This is a genomic window from Rhizobium sp. KNZ14-9A, from assembly GCF_056755015.1.
In genome coordinates, this window is the sequence record NZ_JBPGXB010000004.1 from 437758 (window position 1) to 454617 (window position 16860).

At 60.9% G+C, this 16860-nt stretch carries 16 protein-coding genes and 1 pseudogene; 6 read left to right on the forward strand and 11 right to left on the reverse strand.

The window, feature by feature from the left end:
• Nucleotides 1-13: 13 nt before the first annotated feature.
• From ACR9ZQ_RS32435 to ACR9ZQ_RS32445, 3 genes are all read right to left on the reverse strand, one after another.
• On the reverse strand, nt 14-1024 hold the full coding sequence (locus ACR9ZQ_RS32435; protein ID WP_481429702.1) for a sugar ABC transporter substrate-binding protein: 1011 nt from the start codon (nt 1022-1024) through the stop codon (nt 14-16).
• A 115-nt stretch (nt 1025-1139) separates the two neighbouring features.
• On the reverse strand, nt 1140-2198 hold the full coding sequence (locus ACR9ZQ_RS32440; protein ID WP_481429703.1) for an ABC transporter permease: 1059 nt from the start codon (nt 2196-2198) through the stop codon (nt 1140-1142).
• Nucleotides 2195-3679, reverse strand: a complete 1485-nt coding sequence (locus tag ACR9ZQ_RS32445) for a sugar ABC transporter ATP-binding protein (protein WP_310381964.1) — start codon at nt 3677-3679, stop codon at nt 2195-2197. Before ACR9ZQ_RS32445 ends, ACR9ZQ_RS32440 begins: the two co-directional genes overlap by 4 nt.
• A gap of 234 nt (nt 3680-3913) precedes the next feature.
• On the opposite strand from ACR9ZQ_RS32445, the pseudogene ACR9ZQ_RS32450 reads away from it, so the two are divergent.
• A pseudogene (locus ACR9ZQ_RS32450) lies at nt 3914-4958 on the forward strand (substrate-binding domain-containing protein).
• Between the two features lie 78 nt (nt 4959-5036).
• Entirely contained in the window at nt 5037-6245 is a 1209-nt protein-coding gene (locus ACR9ZQ_RS32455; protein WP_481429704.1) for an acyl-CoA dehydrogenase family protein, read from the forward strand.
• Between the two features lie 71 nt (nt 6246-6316).
• On the opposite strand, the gene ACR9ZQ_RS32460 is transcribed toward ACR9ZQ_RS32455, so the two are convergent.
• Entirely contained in the window at nt 6317-7534 is a 1218-nt protein-coding gene (locus ACR9ZQ_RS32460) for an SfnB family sulfur acquisition oxidoreductase (RefSeq protein WP_481429705.1), read from the reverse strand.
• A gap of 311 nt (nt 7535-7845) precedes the next feature.
• Here ACR9ZQ_RS32460 and ACR9ZQ_RS32465 point away from each other — a divergent pair, with 311 nt between their 5' ends.
• Nucleotides 7846-9174 carry an LLM class flavin-dependent oxidoreductase gene (locus ACR9ZQ_RS32465; protein WP_481429706.1) on the forward strand — a complete coding sequence of 443 codons (1329 nt, stop codon included), beginning with the start codon at nt 7846-7848 and terminating at the stop codon, nt 9172-9174.
• A gap of 5 nt (nt 9175-9179) precedes the next feature.
• On the opposite strand, the gene ACR9ZQ_RS32470 is transcribed toward ACR9ZQ_RS32465, so the two are convergent.
• The 7 genes from ACR9ZQ_RS32470 to ACR9ZQ_RS32500 form a co-directional block, all read right to left on the reverse strand.
• Nucleotides 9180-9449: a hypothetical protein gene (locus ACR9ZQ_RS32470; protein WP_310381977.1), complete on the reverse strand. Its 270-nt coding sequence runs from the start codon at nt 9447-9449 to the stop codon at nt 9180-9182.
• Nucleotides 9391-9753, reverse strand: a complete 363-nt coding sequence (locus tag ACR9ZQ_RS32475; protein ID WP_310381979.1) for a class I SAM-dependent methyltransferase — start codon at nt 9751-9753, stop codon at nt 9391-9393. The genes ACR9ZQ_RS32470 and ACR9ZQ_RS32475 overlap by 59 nt, the downstream gene beginning before the upstream one ends.
• Before the next feature lie 92 nt (nt 9754-9845).
• Nucleotides 9846-10175, reverse strand: coding sequence for a DUF6665 family protein (locus ACR9ZQ_RS32480; RefSeq protein ID WP_481429707.1), 330 nt, complete (start codon nt 10173-10175; stop codon nt 9846-9848).
• Between the two features lie 19 nt (nt 10176-10194).
• Complete coding sequence (locus ACR9ZQ_RS32485; RefSeq protein WP_310381983.1) at nt 10195-10347, reverse strand: hypothetical protein; 153 nt, start codon at nt 10345-10347, stop codon at nt 10195-10197.
• Between the two features lie 133 nt (nt 10348-10480).
• Nucleotides 10481-11122 carry a ThuA domain-containing protein gene (locus ACR9ZQ_RS32490; protein WP_310381985.1) on the reverse strand — a complete coding sequence of 214 codons (642 nt, stop codon included), beginning with the start codon at nt 11120-11122 and terminating at the stop codon, nt 10481-10483.
• 19 nt (nt 11123-11141) lie between these two features.
• Nucleotides 11142-12245: a Gfo/Idh/MocA family protein gene (locus ACR9ZQ_RS32495; RefSeq protein WP_481429708.1), complete on the reverse strand. Its 1104-nt coding sequence runs from the start codon at nt 12243-12245 to the stop codon at nt 11142-11144.
• A 31-nt stretch (nt 12246-12276) separates the two neighbouring features.
• Nucleotides 12277-13476, reverse strand: coding sequence for an ROK family protein (locus tag ACR9ZQ_RS32500; protein ID WP_481429709.1), 1200 nt, complete (start codon nt 13474-13476; stop codon nt 12277-12279).
• Nucleotides 13477-13680: 204 nt separating this feature from the next.
• Here ACR9ZQ_RS32500 and ACR9ZQ_RS32505 point away from each other — a divergent pair, with 204 nt between their 5' ends.
• From ACR9ZQ_RS32505 to ACR9ZQ_RS32515, 3 genes are all read left to right on the forward strand, one after another.
• On the forward strand, nt 13681-14982 hold the full coding sequence (locus ACR9ZQ_RS32505; protein WP_481429710.1) for an ABC transporter substrate-binding protein: 1302 nt from the start codon (nt 13681-13683) through the stop codon (nt 14980-14982).
• Nucleotides 14983-15061: 79 nt separating this feature from the next.
• Nucleotides 15062-16000 carry a carbohydrate ABC transporter permease gene (locus ACR9ZQ_RS32510; protein WP_481429711.1) on the forward strand — a complete coding sequence of 313 codons (939 nt, stop codon included), beginning with the start codon at nt 15062-15064 and terminating at the stop codon, nt 15998-16000.
• Entirely contained in the window at nt 15993-16841 is an 849-nt protein-coding gene (locus ACR9ZQ_RS32515; RefSeq protein WP_481429712.1) for a carbohydrate ABC transporter permease, read from the forward strand. The genes ACR9ZQ_RS32510 and ACR9ZQ_RS32515 overlap by 8 nt, the downstream gene beginning before the upstream one ends.
• The last annotated feature ends 19 nt before the right edge of the window (nt 16842-16860 follow it).

Sequence of the window (16860 nt, forward strand, 5' to 3'; positions counted from 1 at the left end):
GTCCGCCTTGATATCAGCCGATGCCGAGCTTCTTAATGATCTCGGAGACGTTTTCCTTGTTGGCGAGCAGCGCCGGAACGTAGGTCTCGCGCGGCAGCGTCTGGCCGGCGAGCAGCTTGGCGACGTTGCGGACTGCGACACGGCCGATTTCGGCGGGCTGCTGAGCGGCATCGGCGCCGGCCGGCGAGTTCTTGTCGGCAACGAGCTGGAGAACCTCCGGGCTGCCATCGACGCCATAGGTGCGGATCTCGTTGCGGCCGGCGGCGGCGATCGCCTGCGTGGCGCCGAGCTGCGGAATGTCCCAGGCCGACCAGACGGCCTTGATCGAGCCCTTGTCCGGATATTTGTTGAGGATCGCGGTGATCTGCGTGAAGGCGTCCTGAACCGTATTCGGGATGACGTCGCGCAGTTCCGGCTGGATGATCTTCACCTTCGGGAAATACTTGATGACGTTGACGAGCTGGTCGTAGCGGATGGCGCATGGTGTCACGCCGTAGAAGCCGTTGAATACGACGATATTGCCTTCGCCGCCGATGTCAGAGACGAGCTGCAGGGCGAGATCCTTGCCGATGCCCCAATTGTCCGACGTCGTGTTGTTGATCGAATTGGTCGAGCCGACATCGACGGTCAGAACAGGAATGCCGGCGTCACGGGCCTTCTTCAGCCAGGGGTCGATGACGCTGAGCGTGCCGAGGATCTGGACGATCGCATCCGGCTTCTGGGCTACGAGTGTCTGAAGCTGGGCGATCAGCTTGCCGTCGTTACGGCCGGCATCAACGGCGATCGGTTCGCCGCCAAGCCGCTTCACCTCTTCGATCTGGGCATTATAGATCTGCAGATCGAAATAGTGGTCCGTACCAGTGGCGCTGATGGCGATGCGCTTGCCCTTCAGGGAAAGCCCCTCGTCGTCGGCCCTTGCGGCGGGTGCGGTCAGCATGCTGGCGCCTGCAAAGGTCGCGCTGGCGACAGCCGCGAGCTTCAAGATTTCACGGCGTCCGAAGCCGCCTCCAAGTCCTTCATTCATAACGATACCCTCTCAATTTGATAGTCTGTAAATTATATAGATTTAAGGCTCATAAGAGGTACGTTATTCCAAAAGCACACGGCCGCAGGAAATTTTCTGAACCCAAAGCCTGGCTTCAGCGATCGCTGTTGCGGCCGAGCCCATAGGTCAGGGCAAGTGCTCCGACGAGTACAGCGCCCTTGACGAAATCCTGGGTGTAATAGGGCGCGTTCAGCATCGTGAGGCCGTTGAGCAGCACGCCGACGAAGACGGCGCCGGCAATGGTGCCAAGGACGTTGGGGCGACGCAGATTGAGAGCGGCAAAACCGATCAGGGCGGCGGCCACCGAGTCCATCAGCAGCGAGCCGCCGGAGGAGACGTCGCCGCGCCCGACACGGGCCGCGATTACGATGCCACCGAGGGCTGCCAAGGTCCCCGAGATGACATAGGCCAGCGTCTTCAGCCGTGTTGTGGACGCGCCGGCAAGCCGCGTCGCCACCTCATTGCCGCCGGTCGCAAAAAGCAGCCGGCCGATGCGCGTTCGTTCGGTCAATACGAAAAGGACGATGGCGACGACGGCCATCAGCACGACGGAAACGGGGAGGGTGGCAAACAGGCTGTAGCGGCCGATCAACAGGAAAGCCGGATCATAGGCACCGGTCGCCTTGGAGCCGTCGGGCAGGACAAGGCCGGCTGAGATCGACCGCCCGGCGGTCGGGATGAGCTGCAGGCCGGAGAGCAGGAACATCATGGCAAGCGTCGCCAGCAGATCGGGTACGCGCAGTCGCACGATCAGGAGGGCATTGACGAGCCCGACCGCTGCGCCGAAGGCAAGGACCAGCGGCACGGTGGCGAAAACATCGAGATGCCAGACGATCATAGCATAGCTCGCGGCCATGACGCTGGAGGCGGCCACTGCACCGATCGAGAGATCAAAGCCGCCGACGGCAAGTGTCACTGTCACACCGGCGCCGAGGATCGCAACGACCGATACGGCCTGCAGGATGCTCATCAGATTGCCGATGTTGATGAAGGCCGGTTGGGCGATGGTGAAGCCGATCACCATCAGCCCGAGCAGGATGAACACCGCCCCGGCGCGCAGAAAGCTGCCGAGTGCCAGAGCGCGGCTATCCTGGCTGCGGCTATGCGGGGCAGCGCCGGTCTTTGGCAGGGCTTCTTCGTCGATGGTCGTCATGCGGAAATTTCCTGTGAAGCTGAAGAAGAGGCGATGTCGACGAGATCGGGCAGCAAGCTGTGATGGTCGATCGTCAGGATGCGGTCGGCGACCTCATAGGCCTCTTCGGGATCGGATGTGGCGATCAGTGTCGCGCGGTCGGTCCGTGCCCGGATCGCCTGGATGATGTCATGGCGGGCGCCGACGTCGACCCCCTGGAACGGCTCGTCGAGCAGCAGCAGCCGGCTCGGCTCCGCCTCCCAGCGGGCGATGACCGTCTTCTGCTGATTGCCGCCCGACAGTGACCAGATCGAGGCGAGCGGACCGGGGGCCTTGATGCCCAGCCGGGAAATGGCCTGCTCTGCTTCGCGCCGCTCGCGGCTACCGAAAAGCAGACCGCTCGGATACCATTTGGCAAGATGCGGCAGGCTGATGGTGGCCGCGAGCGAATTGCCGGGCCAGGCGGCCGGCATCAGCGAGGAGCGATGACGATCCTCCGCCGCCATGGCGACGCCTGCGGCAATCGCCTCGCCCGGCGATTTCGGCCGGTAGGGCTTGCCGTCGAGCTGCATCGCGCCGTCAGCTAGGTCTCGAACGCCGAAGATCGCCGACAACAGGCGGCTTTTGCCGGCGCCCAGCACGCCGGTAACGGCAACGACCTCGCCTTCGTGCAGGGTCAGGTCGAAGGGCTTGCTTGACGGCAGGAGGCGGATGCCGTGCATCTCGAAAACGGCTGAGCCCGTTGCTGGGCGGGCGTCCGGCCGCGCAGCTTCAAGCCTGCGGCCGATCATCGTTTCAATGGCGCTTGAAAAGTCGATCGGCCGGTTGAAGCTGCCGACGATGCGGCCGCCGCGCATGACGAGCGCTCGATCTGCGATCGCCTCGAGATCGGCGGTCCGGTGGGAGATATAGAGGATGGCAAGGCCTTGCGCCCGCAAGGTGAGCAGGATGTCGAACAGGCGCCGGCTCTCATCCGCCGAAAGGCTTGCGGTCGGCTCGTCCAGGATCAGCAGCTCGGCCTTGTTGGCAAGCGCGCGGGCGATGGCGACGAGCTGCCGGTCGGCCGCGGTCAGATCGCCGAAATCCCGGTCGAGCGGCAGGGAGAAGCCGGCGGCATCGAGCATGGCGCGCGCTTCGCGCCGTACGCTTGTCCGGGAGAGAAAGAAGGGCGTGCTGCCTTCGGCAAAGCGATGCAGCAGCAGGGCGTCGGCAACCGTCAGCCCCGCCGCTCCGACAAGATCTGTCGACTGATGGACAGTGACGACGCCGGCCTTTGCCGCCTCGGACGGCGTTTTCGGAGAAAAGGGCCGGCCGTTCAGGCTGATTGTGCCGCCATCGGCCGCAAGCACGCCGGAGACTATCTTCACAAGCGTCGATTTGCCGGCGCCATTGGCTCCCATCAGCGCGACGACCTCACCCCGCTCGATAGAGAAATGGGAGCCTGAAAGCGCGCGTGTGGACCCGAAACTGCGGGTGATATTGTCGACATGAAGGAGTGGCATCGGGCAAATCCGGGACTGCTTTTAAGCCGCGATATTGGCCTGACACATGCCCGAACTTCGAGGCAAGCCTTGCCTCGGTCGGAAGGCGATGGGAACAAAGAATCTCCTGAACCCGCAAAAATCGGATCATTAAATCTACTAAAAACATAGAGTTTATATCTAATAATTTCATGCGTCGCAGGGAGCTGCCAACCTGTCAGACGACGCTCCCGATTGACCGGAAGGACCGCGACGATGAAATCCCTCGCACGGCTGACGCTCTCTGCAGCCGCAATTTCTTTTTCTCTATCAGACCTCCTTTGCCGCCGGTCTCAACGGCGCACCGGCGCCCTTCGATAAGGGCGGCGTCAAGGTGGCGCTGATCAGTTACATCTCGGCGGGTGACTTCTTCCAGGCTTATCAGGCCGGTGCGGAAGCCCAGGCCAAGGCGCTCGATATCGACCTGCGTGTGTTCCCCGGCCGGCAGGATGCCGCCGAGCAGCGTGAGCAGATCCTGCAGGCGATCAATCTTGGCGTCGCCGGCATCGTCGTCGATCACGGCCTGCCGGAATCGCTCGGCGATGTCGTCCAGCAGGCGTTGGACAAGGGCATCAAGGTCGTCGCCTTCGACGTCAACCTCAACAATCCCAAGGTGCCGCAGGTGGAGCAGAGCGACCACGAACTCGCTCAGCTCGGGCTCGAACAGGTGGTGAAGGATAACGGCAAGAGCTTCAATGCCGGTTATGTCTATGTCGCCGGCTTCGCGCCGCTCGACCGCCGCAACGAGGTCTGGGAGAAGTTCAAGTCGGAGAATTCCGGCGTCGTTGAAAAGGCGCGCTTCGGCAACGTGAGCGACACAACCGCGACCTCGACGGCCGATCAGGCCAAGGCCGCACTGACCGCCAATCCCGATATCAGCGTCGTGTTTGCGCCCTATGACGAGTTTGCCCGTGGCGTAAAGCTTGCCGCCAACGATCTTGGTATCGCAAACAAGCTGAAGATTTATTCGGCCGACGTTTCGACCGCTGACATTCAGGAGATCACCGAAGAGGGCAGCTCCTGGGTTGCGACCGTCGCCACCAACCCGGCTGTCGTCGGTGCGGTCTCCGTCCGCGCCGCGGCTCTGCAAATTGCCGGACAGGACGTCCCCCATCAGATCACAGTCAAGCCGACGCTGCTCACGCAGGAAAGCCTGCGCGCCGCCGGCGTCAAGACGATCGAGGACCTGGCGCAGAAGATCCCGGCCTTCAGCACAAGCGACGCGGCAACCGCTAGCTGGATCCCAGACAAGCTTTTCTAGGCTGCCTGCCTCGATCTTCCGGCGGGGGTTGTGCGGCCCCCGCCGGCCCATTTTTTCAGGAAATCGGAGTTTCGACCCATGAGCCAGTCCAATGTCGTCTTCGCGACCAATCGCAGCACGACGCGAGAGGACCTCTTTGCCCGCGCCGAGGAAATCTCGACCGATCTTTCCAATCGCGCCGCCGAACTCGACCGCGACGGTCGCCCGCCTCTTGCGGAGATCGTCAAGCTGAAGAATGCCGGCCTGCTGAATGCCTTGCATGATCAAAAGATCGGCGGCGGCGGCCTTGATTGGGTGGATGGCTTGCGGCTGGTGCGTATCCTTGCGCGCGGCGAAAGTTCCATCGGCCAGCTGCTCGGCTATCACTTCGTCAACAGCCAATATGTCTACTGGGCGCTCGAGGAAGCCCGTGCTCATGCGTTGGGTACCGAAACCGTGGCGAAAAACCTCTATTGGGGTGCTGCCGTCAATCCGCGCGATCCGGGCCTTGTGCTCACCCGCCGCGGCAATGGCTATGTGCTGAACGGGCGCAAGTCCTTCTCCACCGCCGCCCATGTCTCCGACTATATCAATGCCAATGCCACGCTCGACGACAAGATCGTCGGTTTCGCCGTGCCGACCAACAGGCCCGGCTATCAGGCCAATGACGACTGGGACAATTTCGGCCAGCGGCTCTCCGACAGCGGCAGCGTCGAATTCCATGATTTCCCTGTCTATGAGGAAGACTTCGTCGGCGCCCCGGCTGCTCCCGATGCTGCCTCACCGGTGCTTTCCACCTTCAATACGCCGCTCATCCAGCTCGTTTTCGTCAACTTCTATCTCGGCAGCGCCGAAGGCGCGCTCCAGGCTGCTGTCGATTATGTGCGCACGACGACGCGTCCTTGGGTCACCTCGGGCGTCGAGCGGGCTGCAGACGATCCCTATATCCTGGAGCGGGTGGGAGAGTTCACCGCCGCGCTGAAAGCTTCTGCCGCCTTGGCCGATGCGGCAGCCGCCGCCGTTCAGGCAGGTCTCGCAAAGGGCCATAGTGTCACCGCCCGCGAGCGCGGCGAAGCTGCGGCAGAAGCCTATGCCGCCAAGGTGCATGCAACCCATGTCTCGCTCGATATCACCTCGCGTGTCTTCGAGCTGACCGGCGCGCGCTCCACGGCGGAGAAATATCGCTTCGACCGTTTCTGGCGCAACGTGCGCACCCATACGCTGCACGATCCGGTCTTCTACAAGGCCAAGGAAGTCGGAGAGTTCGTACTGAACGGCAAGATTCCCGAAGTCAGCCTCTACAGCTAAGCTCAGGAAAATAGGCAAAAAAGAACCCCATTTCCGGTGACGGAGATGGGGTTTTTAGTTGAGGAGAGGGTTCAGAGCGCGCCGTTCTTCGGCGGGATCGCGCCGTTCAGGTGGTAATTGCCGACGACATGGTACTTCCAGCGCACGGGATCGTGCAGCGTGTGGGTGCGTGCGTTGCGCCAGTGTCGGTCGAGATTGAGGTCGCTCTTGACCGCAGAGGTTCCGGCAAGCTCGAAGAGTGTGTTGGTGGCCTCAATGGCGATCTCGGTCGTCAGCACCTTGGCGGCAGCAACCGCAAGCGTCGCTTCGACAACGGTCTTTTCTGTCGTCTCGATCTGCGCCGCATCGACCTTGCGGCCGGCTCGTTCGAGGAGTGCCGCCGCAGCTTCCAGCCGGATCGCGATCTGCCCGACCTTGGAGATCGTCAGCGGATCCTCGGCGGCGCGCTCCACGCCGCTATCCATCCAGGGGCGTGACTTGGTGCGCACGAATTCGAGCGTCTCGGCGAAAGCGGCACGCGCGATGCCGAGATCGATGCCGGCATGGACGATCTGGCCGACCGAGCCAATCGTCGTCGGGCGCTCGAAACCCTTGTGATGCAGGACGACGGTATCGGCATGGACATAGACATTCTTGAGGATCGTGGTGCCACTGCCGGTCGTACGCTGGCCAAAGCCGTCCCAGTCGTCGAGGATCTCAACACCCTCGGTCCCTTTCGGCACGAAGGCCATGACAAGCCGGTCTTCCTCATCAAGCGCGAAGACTGTGATCCAGTCGGCAAACAGTACACCGGTCGAGTAATATTTCTGGCCGTTGATGCGGTAGCCGGGTCCGTCCCTGACGATGCGCGTATTGTAGTGGCCGACCGTCTTCGTACCGCGCTCTGAAAGCGCATTGCCAAAACGATCGCCGGCAAGCGCCCGGCCGAAGAAATACCGTTTCTGCTCCTCGCTGCCGTCGGTGCGCAGGGCTTCCAGAATATAGAAATGGTTCTGCGGGATCTGGCCGATCGAGCCATCGGCTTCGGCCAGGATCGCGGTCACTTCGGCCAGCACGGCATTCGAAACATCAAGCCCACCATATTGCGCTGGAACGGCAATCGCCAGCAGGCCGGATTGCGCCACCGCGTCGAGTTCGGCGAAAGGCAACCGGCGCTCGGCATCTCGCGTGGCGGCCGTGGCGGCAAATTGAGCGCCAAGCCTGCGGGCCGTCTCAAGTGCCTCCTCGTCGCTGGCTATGCGGGCGGCCACGGGCCGGATCTGGTCTTGCTGCCTGAGCACGGTCGTCATTGATTTCTCCAGTTCTGAGCGTGATATGGGTGAAAGAAATCGGAGCGACAGGTAAGATTATAAATTCTATAGATGTGATAGAAAATGGAAAGTGCTTGCTTCTGCGAAGCGCGTCGGCACGGCTAACGTCTGCCCCTATCCATCTCACCGGGAATTGACCGGGTTGCCGGTGAAATCGCCGCCAGAAAATGCCAATGCTGATCTCGAATTGCTGTGCGCCAACGCCTACGTAACCCAAACGGATACGTCGTTCCGGCATCACCGTTCAGCAGAGGGCAGGCGGCCGCTTCGCCCGATCCATGAGGAAAAACATGACCCGTTCACGGCAGTTGCGCCTCGGCGCCTTCATGCGTCCCGTTAGCCTGCACACCGGCGCATGGCGCTATCCCGGCTCCTATCCGGATGCCAATTTCAATTTCTCCCATATCAAATCCTTCGCGCAGAAGCTCGAGGCCTCGAAATTTGATGCCTTCTTCATGGCCGATCACCTGGCGGTGCTCAACATGCCGGTCGAAGCGCTGAAACGCAGTCACACCGTGACCTCCTTCGAGCCCTTCACGCTGCTGTCGGCGCTTGCCTCCGTCACCGAGAGGATCGGGCTCGCTGCAACGGCATCGACGACCTTCGACGAGCCCTACCATGTGGCCCGCCGTTTCGCTTCGCTCGATCACATCAGCAATGGCCGCGCCGCGTGGAATATCGTCACGACCTCCAATCCCGATGCTGCGCTCAATTTCGGCCTTGACGAGCATGTGGAACATGGCGAGCGCTACAAGCGGGCGCGCGAGTTCTACGATGTCGTCACCGGCCTCTGGGACAGCTTCGCCGACGACGCCTTCATTCGCGACCGCGAGAGCGGCATTTATTTCGATCCCGAAAAAATGCATGTGCTCAACCATAAGGGCGAGGAACTGAGTGTGCGTGGGCCGTTGAATATTGCCCGACCGGTTCAGGGCTGGCCCGTTATCGTGCAGGCCGGCCAGTCGGATCCCGGCCGCCAGCTAGCCGCGGAAACTGCCGAAGTGGTCTTCTGTTCGCCGCGTGATCTCGAAGGCGGCAAGGCTCTCTATGCCGACATCAAGGGCCGGATGGAGGCGATCGGCCGCAACCGCGATCACCTGAAACTGCTGCCGGCCGCCTTTGTTGTCATCGGCGACAGCATCGAGGAGGCGCGCGCCAAGCGCCTCGCCCTCGACAGTCTCGTTCACTATGACAGCGCCATCGCCTCGCTGTCGATCGCGCTTGGCCATGATGCCTCGGGTTTCGACCCGTATGCGCCGTTGCCCAAGGATATTCCCGATACCAATGGCAGCAAGACCGGCCGCGCCCAGGTCATTAAACTGGCGCAGGAGGAAAACCTGACAGTGCGCCAGCTTGCCCAGCGTTACGGCGGCTATTCCGGCCTCGCCTTCGTCGGCACGCCCGAGAGCATTGCCGATGAGATGGAGCGCTGGATGGACGAAGAGGGCTCCGACGGCTTCAACGTCGTCTTCCCCTACCTGCCGCAGGGGCTCGATGATGTCACCATGCGCCTGGTGCCCGAGCTGCAGCGCCGCGGCTTGTTCCGTAGGGAATACGAGGGCACGACGCTGCGCGAACATCTCGGCCTACCGCGACCGGAAAACCGCTTCTTCAGCTGAGCCCGTCAGGGGTGAGCGGCGATCAGGCGGAGCGATCCTTCGAAGAAGGGCTGCATACGCAAATGTCCGTAGCGGGCATCCCACGTGCCGTCCTCGAGGTCGCGGCCGAGTTCGGTCACGAAGCGTTCGCCGATCGATGGATCGACGAAGCTCCAGGCCGAGTTTGCAAGCCGGGCGCCGGGATCGAGAATGAGTTCCGGGCGGCCATAATAGGCCTCACCGAAACCATCGATGCAGGCAAGCGGGATCGGCTGTGCCGCCGAGATGATCGGCAATGGTCTGCATGGCCGGATAGCGGCTCGCCTCGACGGCGATCATCTCGGGTGCATAGTCAAACAGCCAGGAGCGTTCCAGCTCATCGGGATCGCAGCTTAGGACCAGCACCGGGCCGCGCGAAACACGACGCGTTTCTGAAAGACCAGCCTTGAGGTCCGACCATTGATGCACAGTGAAGGTCGCCATGCTCGCGTCGAATGATTGATCTGCGAAGGGAAGTTTTTCGGCCGTTGCATCGATTGCCTCGGGCAGATGGTCCGGACGTTGGGCGCGCATGGATGCAGAAGGTTCGACTGGTGTCACCTTCCGGTCGACCGGCTCGTAGGAACCTGCACCGGCGCCGACATTCAGAACGGTCTCGGCGTTGCCACCTGCGACACAGAGCCAGACCGTCGCTATTTCCTGACGACGCCGACCCGCGCCAGCACTTCGCCGGGAATGGCGTAACGCTGGACAATATCCTTGTTATTGCGTAGCCCGCAGATCTCGCGCTGGACGAAGAGCGCCCAAACGGCATCGGACGCCTCGTTGATCAGCGTTTCGCGCTGCTCAACGCTATGGCGATCGGGATTCCAGGCCTTCAGGGCTGAGAGAGCCGATTCGACTTTGAGACCGTTGCGTCCGAGTGAATTGGCGCGCTCCGACATGAGCTCGTATTCGAGTACATTCACCCCGCCTTCGGCCGAAAAGGACTGCCTGAAGGATTGCGGCGGGCGAACGCTCATCGGACGATCCCTCGCTGGATTATTGCGGCTGCACGCCGGTGACCTGGACATAGACCCAGGCCAATGCAAACACGATGATCACCGCGGCGATGATCACAAGCTTGCGGAGCATGGGATTGGGGGCTTTCGGCGGGGGCTTCGGCTTGCGAAACTTGATAACGTTATCGCTCATTGTCTTGCTGTCTGGTTCGTTCTTCCCACAGCAGTAACGCATATCGACGGATTTGGCACCCGTGTCGTGCCCAAATATATACTTTTCATGTGGGGCTGCCGGCGAGGCACCGGCAGTCCCAACGTCGAACCGATCAGCGCGCTGCCCAATTGGCGCCGCGGCGGAAGATCGTCTTCATCTGCGGCACCTCGAATTCCTTGGCGACATGGCCGAGTGACGAATAGAAGACGCGACCCTTGCCGTATTTGCGCTTCCAGACGACAGGCATGGTCACGCCATCGATCCAGTAGGCATGTTCGCCGGTAAAGGTCGTCGTCGCCAGCACCTCGTTCGAGGGGTCGACATGCATGTAATACTGCTCCGAATTATAGGGGAAATCAGTGATCCCCTCCATCAGCGGATCGTCCGGCCGTGTGATGTTGACGGTGTAGTTGATGATATTGCCCGGATGGGCAACCCACTGGCCGCCGATGATGAACTGGTAATCGGTCGATTCGCGGAAGCTGTCGCCGGCGCCGCCGTGATAGCCGGCAATACCGACGCCGCTTTCGATCGCGGCAGCGAGGTTCTTGACCTCTTCCTTCTCGATCTTCGACATGGTGATAACAGGGACGATCAGGCTCAGATCGTGGATCGACGGATCGGCGAAGGCCTCCGTGCTGTGCTCCACATAGACCTTGAAGCCGTCTTCCTCGAGTATGTCCTTGATGATTGCGGCGCATTGTTCCGGTTCGTGGCCGGCCCAGCCGCCCCAGACGATCAGTGCTTCACGCATCGTGTATTCCTCCTGAATGTTACTTGCCGAGCAGTCCGTCGACGAGGGATTGAGAAAGCGGAGCAGGGCGCTCCGTTGTCGTGGTGAGCGTTACCGTGCTGCCGGTGTCAGATGCCTTCTGGAAGGCTTCCATCACCTCGAGCACATGCAGCGCCAGATCGCCATTTGCGCGATGCGGCCGGTTCGAGCGGATCGCGTGGGCGAGATCGGCCACACCGAGGGAGCGATAATTGCCGTCGGCATAGGGCAGCGTCACGGGCTGGTCCTCGAACTGGCCGCCCTTCTTCAGATATTCGACCGGGCCGGCAAAACGGTTCGGATCCGGCACGATCAGCGTGCCTTCGGTGCCGTAGACTTCGAGCGGCACATGCTTGTGGCCTGCCACATCGAAGCTCATGCCGATCTGGACGACGGCGCCATTGGCGAAAGCCATCACGCCGGCCACATGCGTCGGGATATGAACCGGAATGCGCTCGCCATTGCGCGGCTCGCTGGTGATGATGCGCTCATTGCGCGGCGTGACCGCAAAACCGGCGACCTTGGCGACCGGCCCTAGCAGATTGACGAGGTCGGTGATGTAATAGGGACCCATGTCGAGCATCGGGCCGCCGCCGACTTCATAATAGAAGGCCGGATTGGGATGCCAACGCTCATGGCCCGGGCACATGAAGGTCGCGGTGCCGCCGACCGGAATGCCGATGACGCCCTCGTCAATCAGCGCGCGGGCGGTCTGATGGCCGCCGCCGAGGAAGGTGTCAGGGGCAGCGCCAATGCGCAGGCCCCTGGCCTTGGCGGCATCCGCCAATTTTTTCCCTTCCGCGAAATTAATCCCCAGCGGCTTTTCCGAATAGGTATGCTTGCCTGCCTCCAGTGCCTGCAGACCGACGGCAACGTGGGCCTTCGGAATGGTCAGGTTGACGACGATCTCGACCTTCGGATCGGCCAGAAGCTCTTCGACAGACCTAGCCTGAAGATTGAATTCATTGGCTTTTGCCTCTGCAAGTTCACGATTGAGGTCGGCCAGTCCGAGGATCTCGAGGATCGGGAATGCCGATGTGATCGCCTGGAGATAGGCGCCCGAAATATTGCCGCATCCAATGATGCCGATACCGACTTTTTCCATCATATCCTCCATAAATACTGATTTTTGCGCGTCAGAGCGCCGGTCCTGTGGTGCTCCAGGGCGATTCGTAGAGTTCATAAAGCGCAACAGCGGCAGCACCCTGCGCCCAGAAGTCGTCGGTCGAATCGTCGAAGACGAGTTCGCTGACATCCTGCAGAGAAGGCGGGATGGCGAGCGCATAGGCGTCGCGCAGGCTGTTCAGAAAGGGCTCGCCAAGCGCAAGCGAGGAACCGACGAGAATGACCCGCGGCGGCGCAAACAGTGTGACGATATTGGCGATTGTGAGCCCCACAGCTTCGCCGGCCCGGACTGCTGCTCCGATGAGCTGGTCATCATCGGCCTCAATCATCGCCTGTACATGGGTCATGCCGCGGCCGAGACGCACAGCTTCGGCAAAACGCCCATCGGCCTGTTGCTCGCCGAGAATCGCGCTCTCCCCAGCCTGGCTGGAAAGGCGGACCACGCCCTGTTTGCCCATGCCGAGAACGAGATCGCCCAGATTGTGGCTGAGGCCGCCGGCGCCGCGGAAAAGCTGGTTGTCATGCAGAACGCCGAGACCGAGCGTTTGCTCCAGCGAAATCAGTACCATGTCTTCGAGATCGCGCGCCTTGCCGAACCAGTGGTGGCCAAGCGTAATGGCATGCGCATCGCTCTCGATGATCGTCGACGTCGACAGGCGAGCAGACATTTCGGCAGCAAAATCAATATTGACTTCCCGGAAGATTGGGCTCGAACGGATAAGACCCGTTCGATGCTCGATGACGCCAGGAAGCGCAAGGCAGATGCTGTCGATATCATCGAGCGACAAGCCGATATCGACGACGCAGCGCCGCACACCGTCCTCGATCAGGTCTGCAATGACCGCGATGGGCTGACGATCGATGCGGATCGGCAGCGCCAGCTTGGAGAGCACGTCTCCACGGAAATTGGTGACGGCGAAAACCATACGGCTGGCCGCGATCTTGGCGCCAACCACGCGGGCGGGATCCGGATTGAGCTCCAGCATCACGCGGGGCCTTCCGCGCACAGCCTCATTGCGGATATCGCCCTCATGACGAGGCAGGATCAGTCCGTCGTCGAGCAGTGAGGCGGTGATGGCGGAAACCGTCGTAGTCGAGAGCTCCGTACGCTCACTGATCTGGATACGAGAAATCGGGCCATGGCGCCGGATCGTGTCGAGCACGTTCAAGCGGTTGATCGCACGCATTAATTCGGGGTCTGCAGTCTTCATGAAAAGTAGCCAGGCAATCGGTTTGTTGGGGCGAGGTGCCTAATATTTTTAACGGGTTACGAAATAAATAACAGGTAACCACGGAGCTCTGTCAAGCGAATTTGATGAAAAATACAGCAGTTGGGTTGACATTGGGCAAAAGCTCCGTTGAATTAATCCGCATAGGGGAAAAATTGTGAGGACATGGCCCCTGGGAGGAAAATCATGAATTTTATGTTGAAGAGCGCCGCTTTCGGCGGCAGGCGTATCGCATCCATGGCCGCGGCAGCCGGCATGTTGGTGGCAGGCGTAGGTGCTGCCTCGGCGACGACGGTCAAGTGGCTGCATCTCGAACTCGATCCGAAAAACGTCGCGGCCTGGGAAGATATCGTCAAGAAGTACGAAGCCCAGCATCCCGATGTCGACATCCAGATGCAGTTCCTCGAAAACGAGGCCTTCAAGGCCAAGCTTCCGACATTGCTGCAGTCCGACGACGTGCCGGATTTCTTTTTCAGCTGGGGCGGTGGCGTCTTGAAACAGCAGTCTGAGACCGGTGCGCTCCAGGATGTGACGGCGGCCCTCGATGCCGATGGCGGCAAATTGCGCAGCGCCTATACGCCCGCTTCGGTCGATGGTCTGACCTTCGACGGCAAGACCTGGGCCATCCCCTATAAAGTCGGCCTGGTCAGCTTTTTCTATAACAAGGCGCTGTTTGCCAAAGCCGGTGTCAAAGCCGAGGACATCAAGAGCTGGGCCGATTTTCTCGCGACGGTGAAGAAGATCAAGGCGGCCGGCATCGTGCCGATTGCCGGCGGTGGCGGCGAGAAATGGCCGATCCACTTCTACTGGAGCTATCTCGTCATGCGGGAAGGCGGACAGAAGGTCTTCGAGGCGGCCAAGAAGGGTGAAGGCGAAGGTTTCCTCGATCCGGCAATCATCAAGGCCGGTGACGACCTCGCCGAGCTCGGCAAGCTCGAACCTTTCCAGCCCGGCTATCTCGGTTCGACCTGGCCGCAGGCGCTCGGCGTTTTCGGTGACGGCAAGGCTGCGATTATCCTCGGCTTCGAAGCGACCGAGGCCAATCAACGGAAGAATGCCGGCGACGGCAAGGGCCTCGCAGCCGATAATATCGGCCGCTTCGCCTTTCCGGCGGTCGATGGCGGCACCGGCAAGCCGACGGATACGCTCGGCGGTTTGAACGGCTGGGCCGTTACCAAGAAGGCCTCCAAGGAAGCGCTCGATTTCCTCGCCTTCCTGACGAGCGCGGAGAACGAGCGCGCGATGGCCAAGGCCGGCATGCTTCTGCCCGTTGCCGTTGGCGCCGATGACGGCGTTGTCAATCCGCTGCTTGCCGAATCGGCAAAACAGCTTGCCGCCTCGACCTGGCATCAGAACTTCTTCGACCAGGACCTCGGTGCGGCCGTCGGCCGCGTCGTCAACGACGTGTCGGTGGAAATCGTCTCCGGACAGATGAATTCCAAGGACGGCGCTCAGATGATCCAGGACGCTTTCGAACTGGAACAATAACCAGCGTCGCCCAGACCTTCCTGGCGCTCCAACAACGGAGCGCCAGCATTGCTGCCGACGAGATACGAAAGCAGGGACCATGGCCAATATTTCAGTCCTATCGACACCGAGTGCCGCAAGGCCGGCAAGACGAGCCGCAAACAGCAAGAGCTCGGTCGCGCACGACCGGCTGACGGTGCTGTTGCTCTTTCTACCGCCGGCGCTGCTGCTCTTCACGCTCTTCGTCATCATGCCGATGGGGGAGGCTGCCTGGTACAGCCTCTACAAGTGGAACGGCTACGGCACGCCGACGGAGTTCATTGCACTCCGCAATTTCCAGGTTCTGTTCCGCAATGCGGCTTTCACCCAGGCGCTCGTCAATAACGGCCTGATCATCGTGATCTCGATCTGCATCCAGGTGCCGCTCGCCATCTGGCTGGCGACCATGCTTGCGCATCGCATTCCCGGCGTCGTAGGTTTTCGCCTGATCTTCTTCCTGCCCTATGTGCTTGCCGACGTTGCGGCGGGCCTCATCTGGCGTTTCGTCTATGACGGCGACTACGGCCTGTTTGCCGCCATTTCCAGCTTCTTCGGCTTGGCCAATCCTTACGTGCTCGCCGATAAGGATGTGGCGATCTACGCCGTGCTTGGAGTCATCGTCTGGAAATATTTCGGCTTTCACATGATGCTGTTCATCGCCGGTCTGCAATCGGTCGACAAGAACGTGCTGGAGGCGGCCGAAATCGACGGCGCCACCGGTTGGCAGAAATTCCGTTACGTCACGCTGCCGCTGCTCGGCTCGACCTTGCGTCTTTCGATTTTCTTTGTCGTCGTCGGCTCGCTTCAGCTCTTCGACATGATCATGCCGCTGACCGGTGGCGGGCCGTCCAATTCCACGCAGACGATGGTCACCTTCCTCTACACCTATGGAGTCATGCGCATGCAGGTGGGCTTGGGCAGCGCCGTCGGCGTGGTGCTCTTCATCATCTGCGTCACGCTCGCCTTCGGTTACAAAAGGATCTTCATGCGTCATGACTGATATGAGCTCTTCCATCCGCATGAGCGTGTCCACACGCATCTATCTCTACGTGTCACTGAGCCTTATCGCCGCGATCGTGCTCGTGCCGCTGCTGACGACGGCGCTTGGCGGCTTCAAGACGCTGGGTGACCTGCGCACCAACCCTTTCGGCCTGCCGACGGAATGGCAATGGGCGAACTACACGGACATAGTCTTCGGCGAACGCTACTGGCTGCAGATCGGCAATTCGCTTGTCATCGCAGCCCTCACCGTGCTCTTGACGCTGATCGTCTCATCCATGGCGGCTTTCGCCTTTGCTCATGTCCGCTTCTTCGGCTCGTCCTTCCTGCTCAATTATTTCCTGCTGGGGCTGATGTTTCCGGCGGCGACTGCGATCCTGCCGCTCTTCATCCGCATCCGCGATCTCGGCCTGTTGAACACTTATTGGGGCGTGGTGCTGCCGCAAGTGGCCTTCGGTCTCGGCATGAGCATCCTCTTGTTTCGAAACTATTTCCGTAATCTTCCGGAAGAATTGTTCCAAGCGGCTTTCGTCGACGGTTGCGGTTATCTGCGCTTCTTCTGGCATATCTCGCTGCCGCTTTCCCGCCCGATCGTCGCCACTGTAAGCATCATCTCCTTCGTCGGCAGCTGGAACAGCTACATCCTGCCGCTGATCATGCTGAACTCGGAATCCAAATATCCCTGGCCGCTCGGCATCATGGTCTATCGCGGCGAATACGGCACCGAATGGCAATTGGTGCTGGCCTTCATCACGCTCACCATCCTGCCAACCATCATCGTCTTCTTCGTCGCCCAGAGACACATCATTGCCGGATTGACCGCCGGCGCCGTGAAGTCCTGAGCCGAACCATTGGAGGTGC

Bases quoted from the DNA above. Each gene is read 5' to 3' on its own strand.
- ACR9ZQ_RS32435 (WP_481429702.1), bottom strand. From the start codon at position 1,024: ATGAATGAAGGACTTGGAGGCGGCTTCGGACGCCGTGAAATCTTGAAG.
- ACR9ZQ_RS32440 (WP_481429703.1), bottom strand. From the start codon at position 2,198: ATGACGACCATCGACGAAGAAGCCCTGCCAAAGACCGGCGCTGCCCCG.
- ACR9ZQ_RS32445 (WP_310381964.1), bottom strand. From the start codon at position 3,679: ATGCCACTCCTTCATGTCGACAATATCACCCGCAGTTTCGGGTCCACA.
- ACR9ZQ_RS32455 (WP_481429704.1), top strand. From the start codon at position 5,037: ATGAGCCAGTCCAATGTCGTCTTCGCGACCAATCGCAGCACGACGCGA.
- ACR9ZQ_RS32460 (WP_481429705.1), bottom strand. From the start codon at position 7,534: ATGACGACCGTGCTCAGGCAGCAAGACCAGATCCGGCCCGTGGCCGCC.
- ACR9ZQ_RS32465 (WP_481429706.1), top strand. From the start codon at position 7,846: ATGACCCGTTCACGGCAGTTGCGCCTCGGCGCCTTCATGCGTCCCGTT.
- ACR9ZQ_RS32480 (WP_481429707.1), bottom strand. From the start codon at position 10,175: ATGAGCGTTCGCCCGCCGCAATCCTTCAGGCAGTCCTTTTCGGCCGAA.
- ACR9ZQ_RS32485 (WP_310381983.1), bottom strand. From the start codon at position 10,347: ATGAGCGATAACGTTATCAAGTTTCGCAAGCCGAAGCCCCCGCCGAAA.
- ACR9ZQ_RS32490 (WP_310381985.1), bottom strand. From the start codon at position 11,122: ATGCGTGAAGCACTGATCGTCTGGGGCGGCTGGGCCGGCCACGAACCG.
- ACR9ZQ_RS32495 (WP_481429708.1), bottom strand. From the start codon at position 12,245: ATGGAAAAAGTCGGTATCGGCATCATTGGATGCGGCAATATTTCGGGC.
- ACR9ZQ_RS32500 (WP_481429709.1), bottom strand. From the start codon at position 13,476: ATGAAGACTGCAGACCCCGAATTAATGCGTGCGATCAACCGCTTGAAC.
- ACR9ZQ_RS32505 (WP_481429710.1), top strand. From the start codon at position 13,681: ATGAATTTTATGTTGAAGAGCGCCGCTTTCGGCGGCAGGCGTATCGCA.
- ACR9ZQ_RS32510 (WP_481429711.1), top strand. From the start codon at position 15,062: ATGGCCAATATTTCAGTCCTATCGACACCGAGTGCCGCAAGGCCGGCA.
- ACR9ZQ_RS32515 (WP_481429712.1), top strand. From the start codon at position 15,993: ATGACTGATATGAGCTCTTCCATCCGCATGAGCGTGTCCACACGCATC.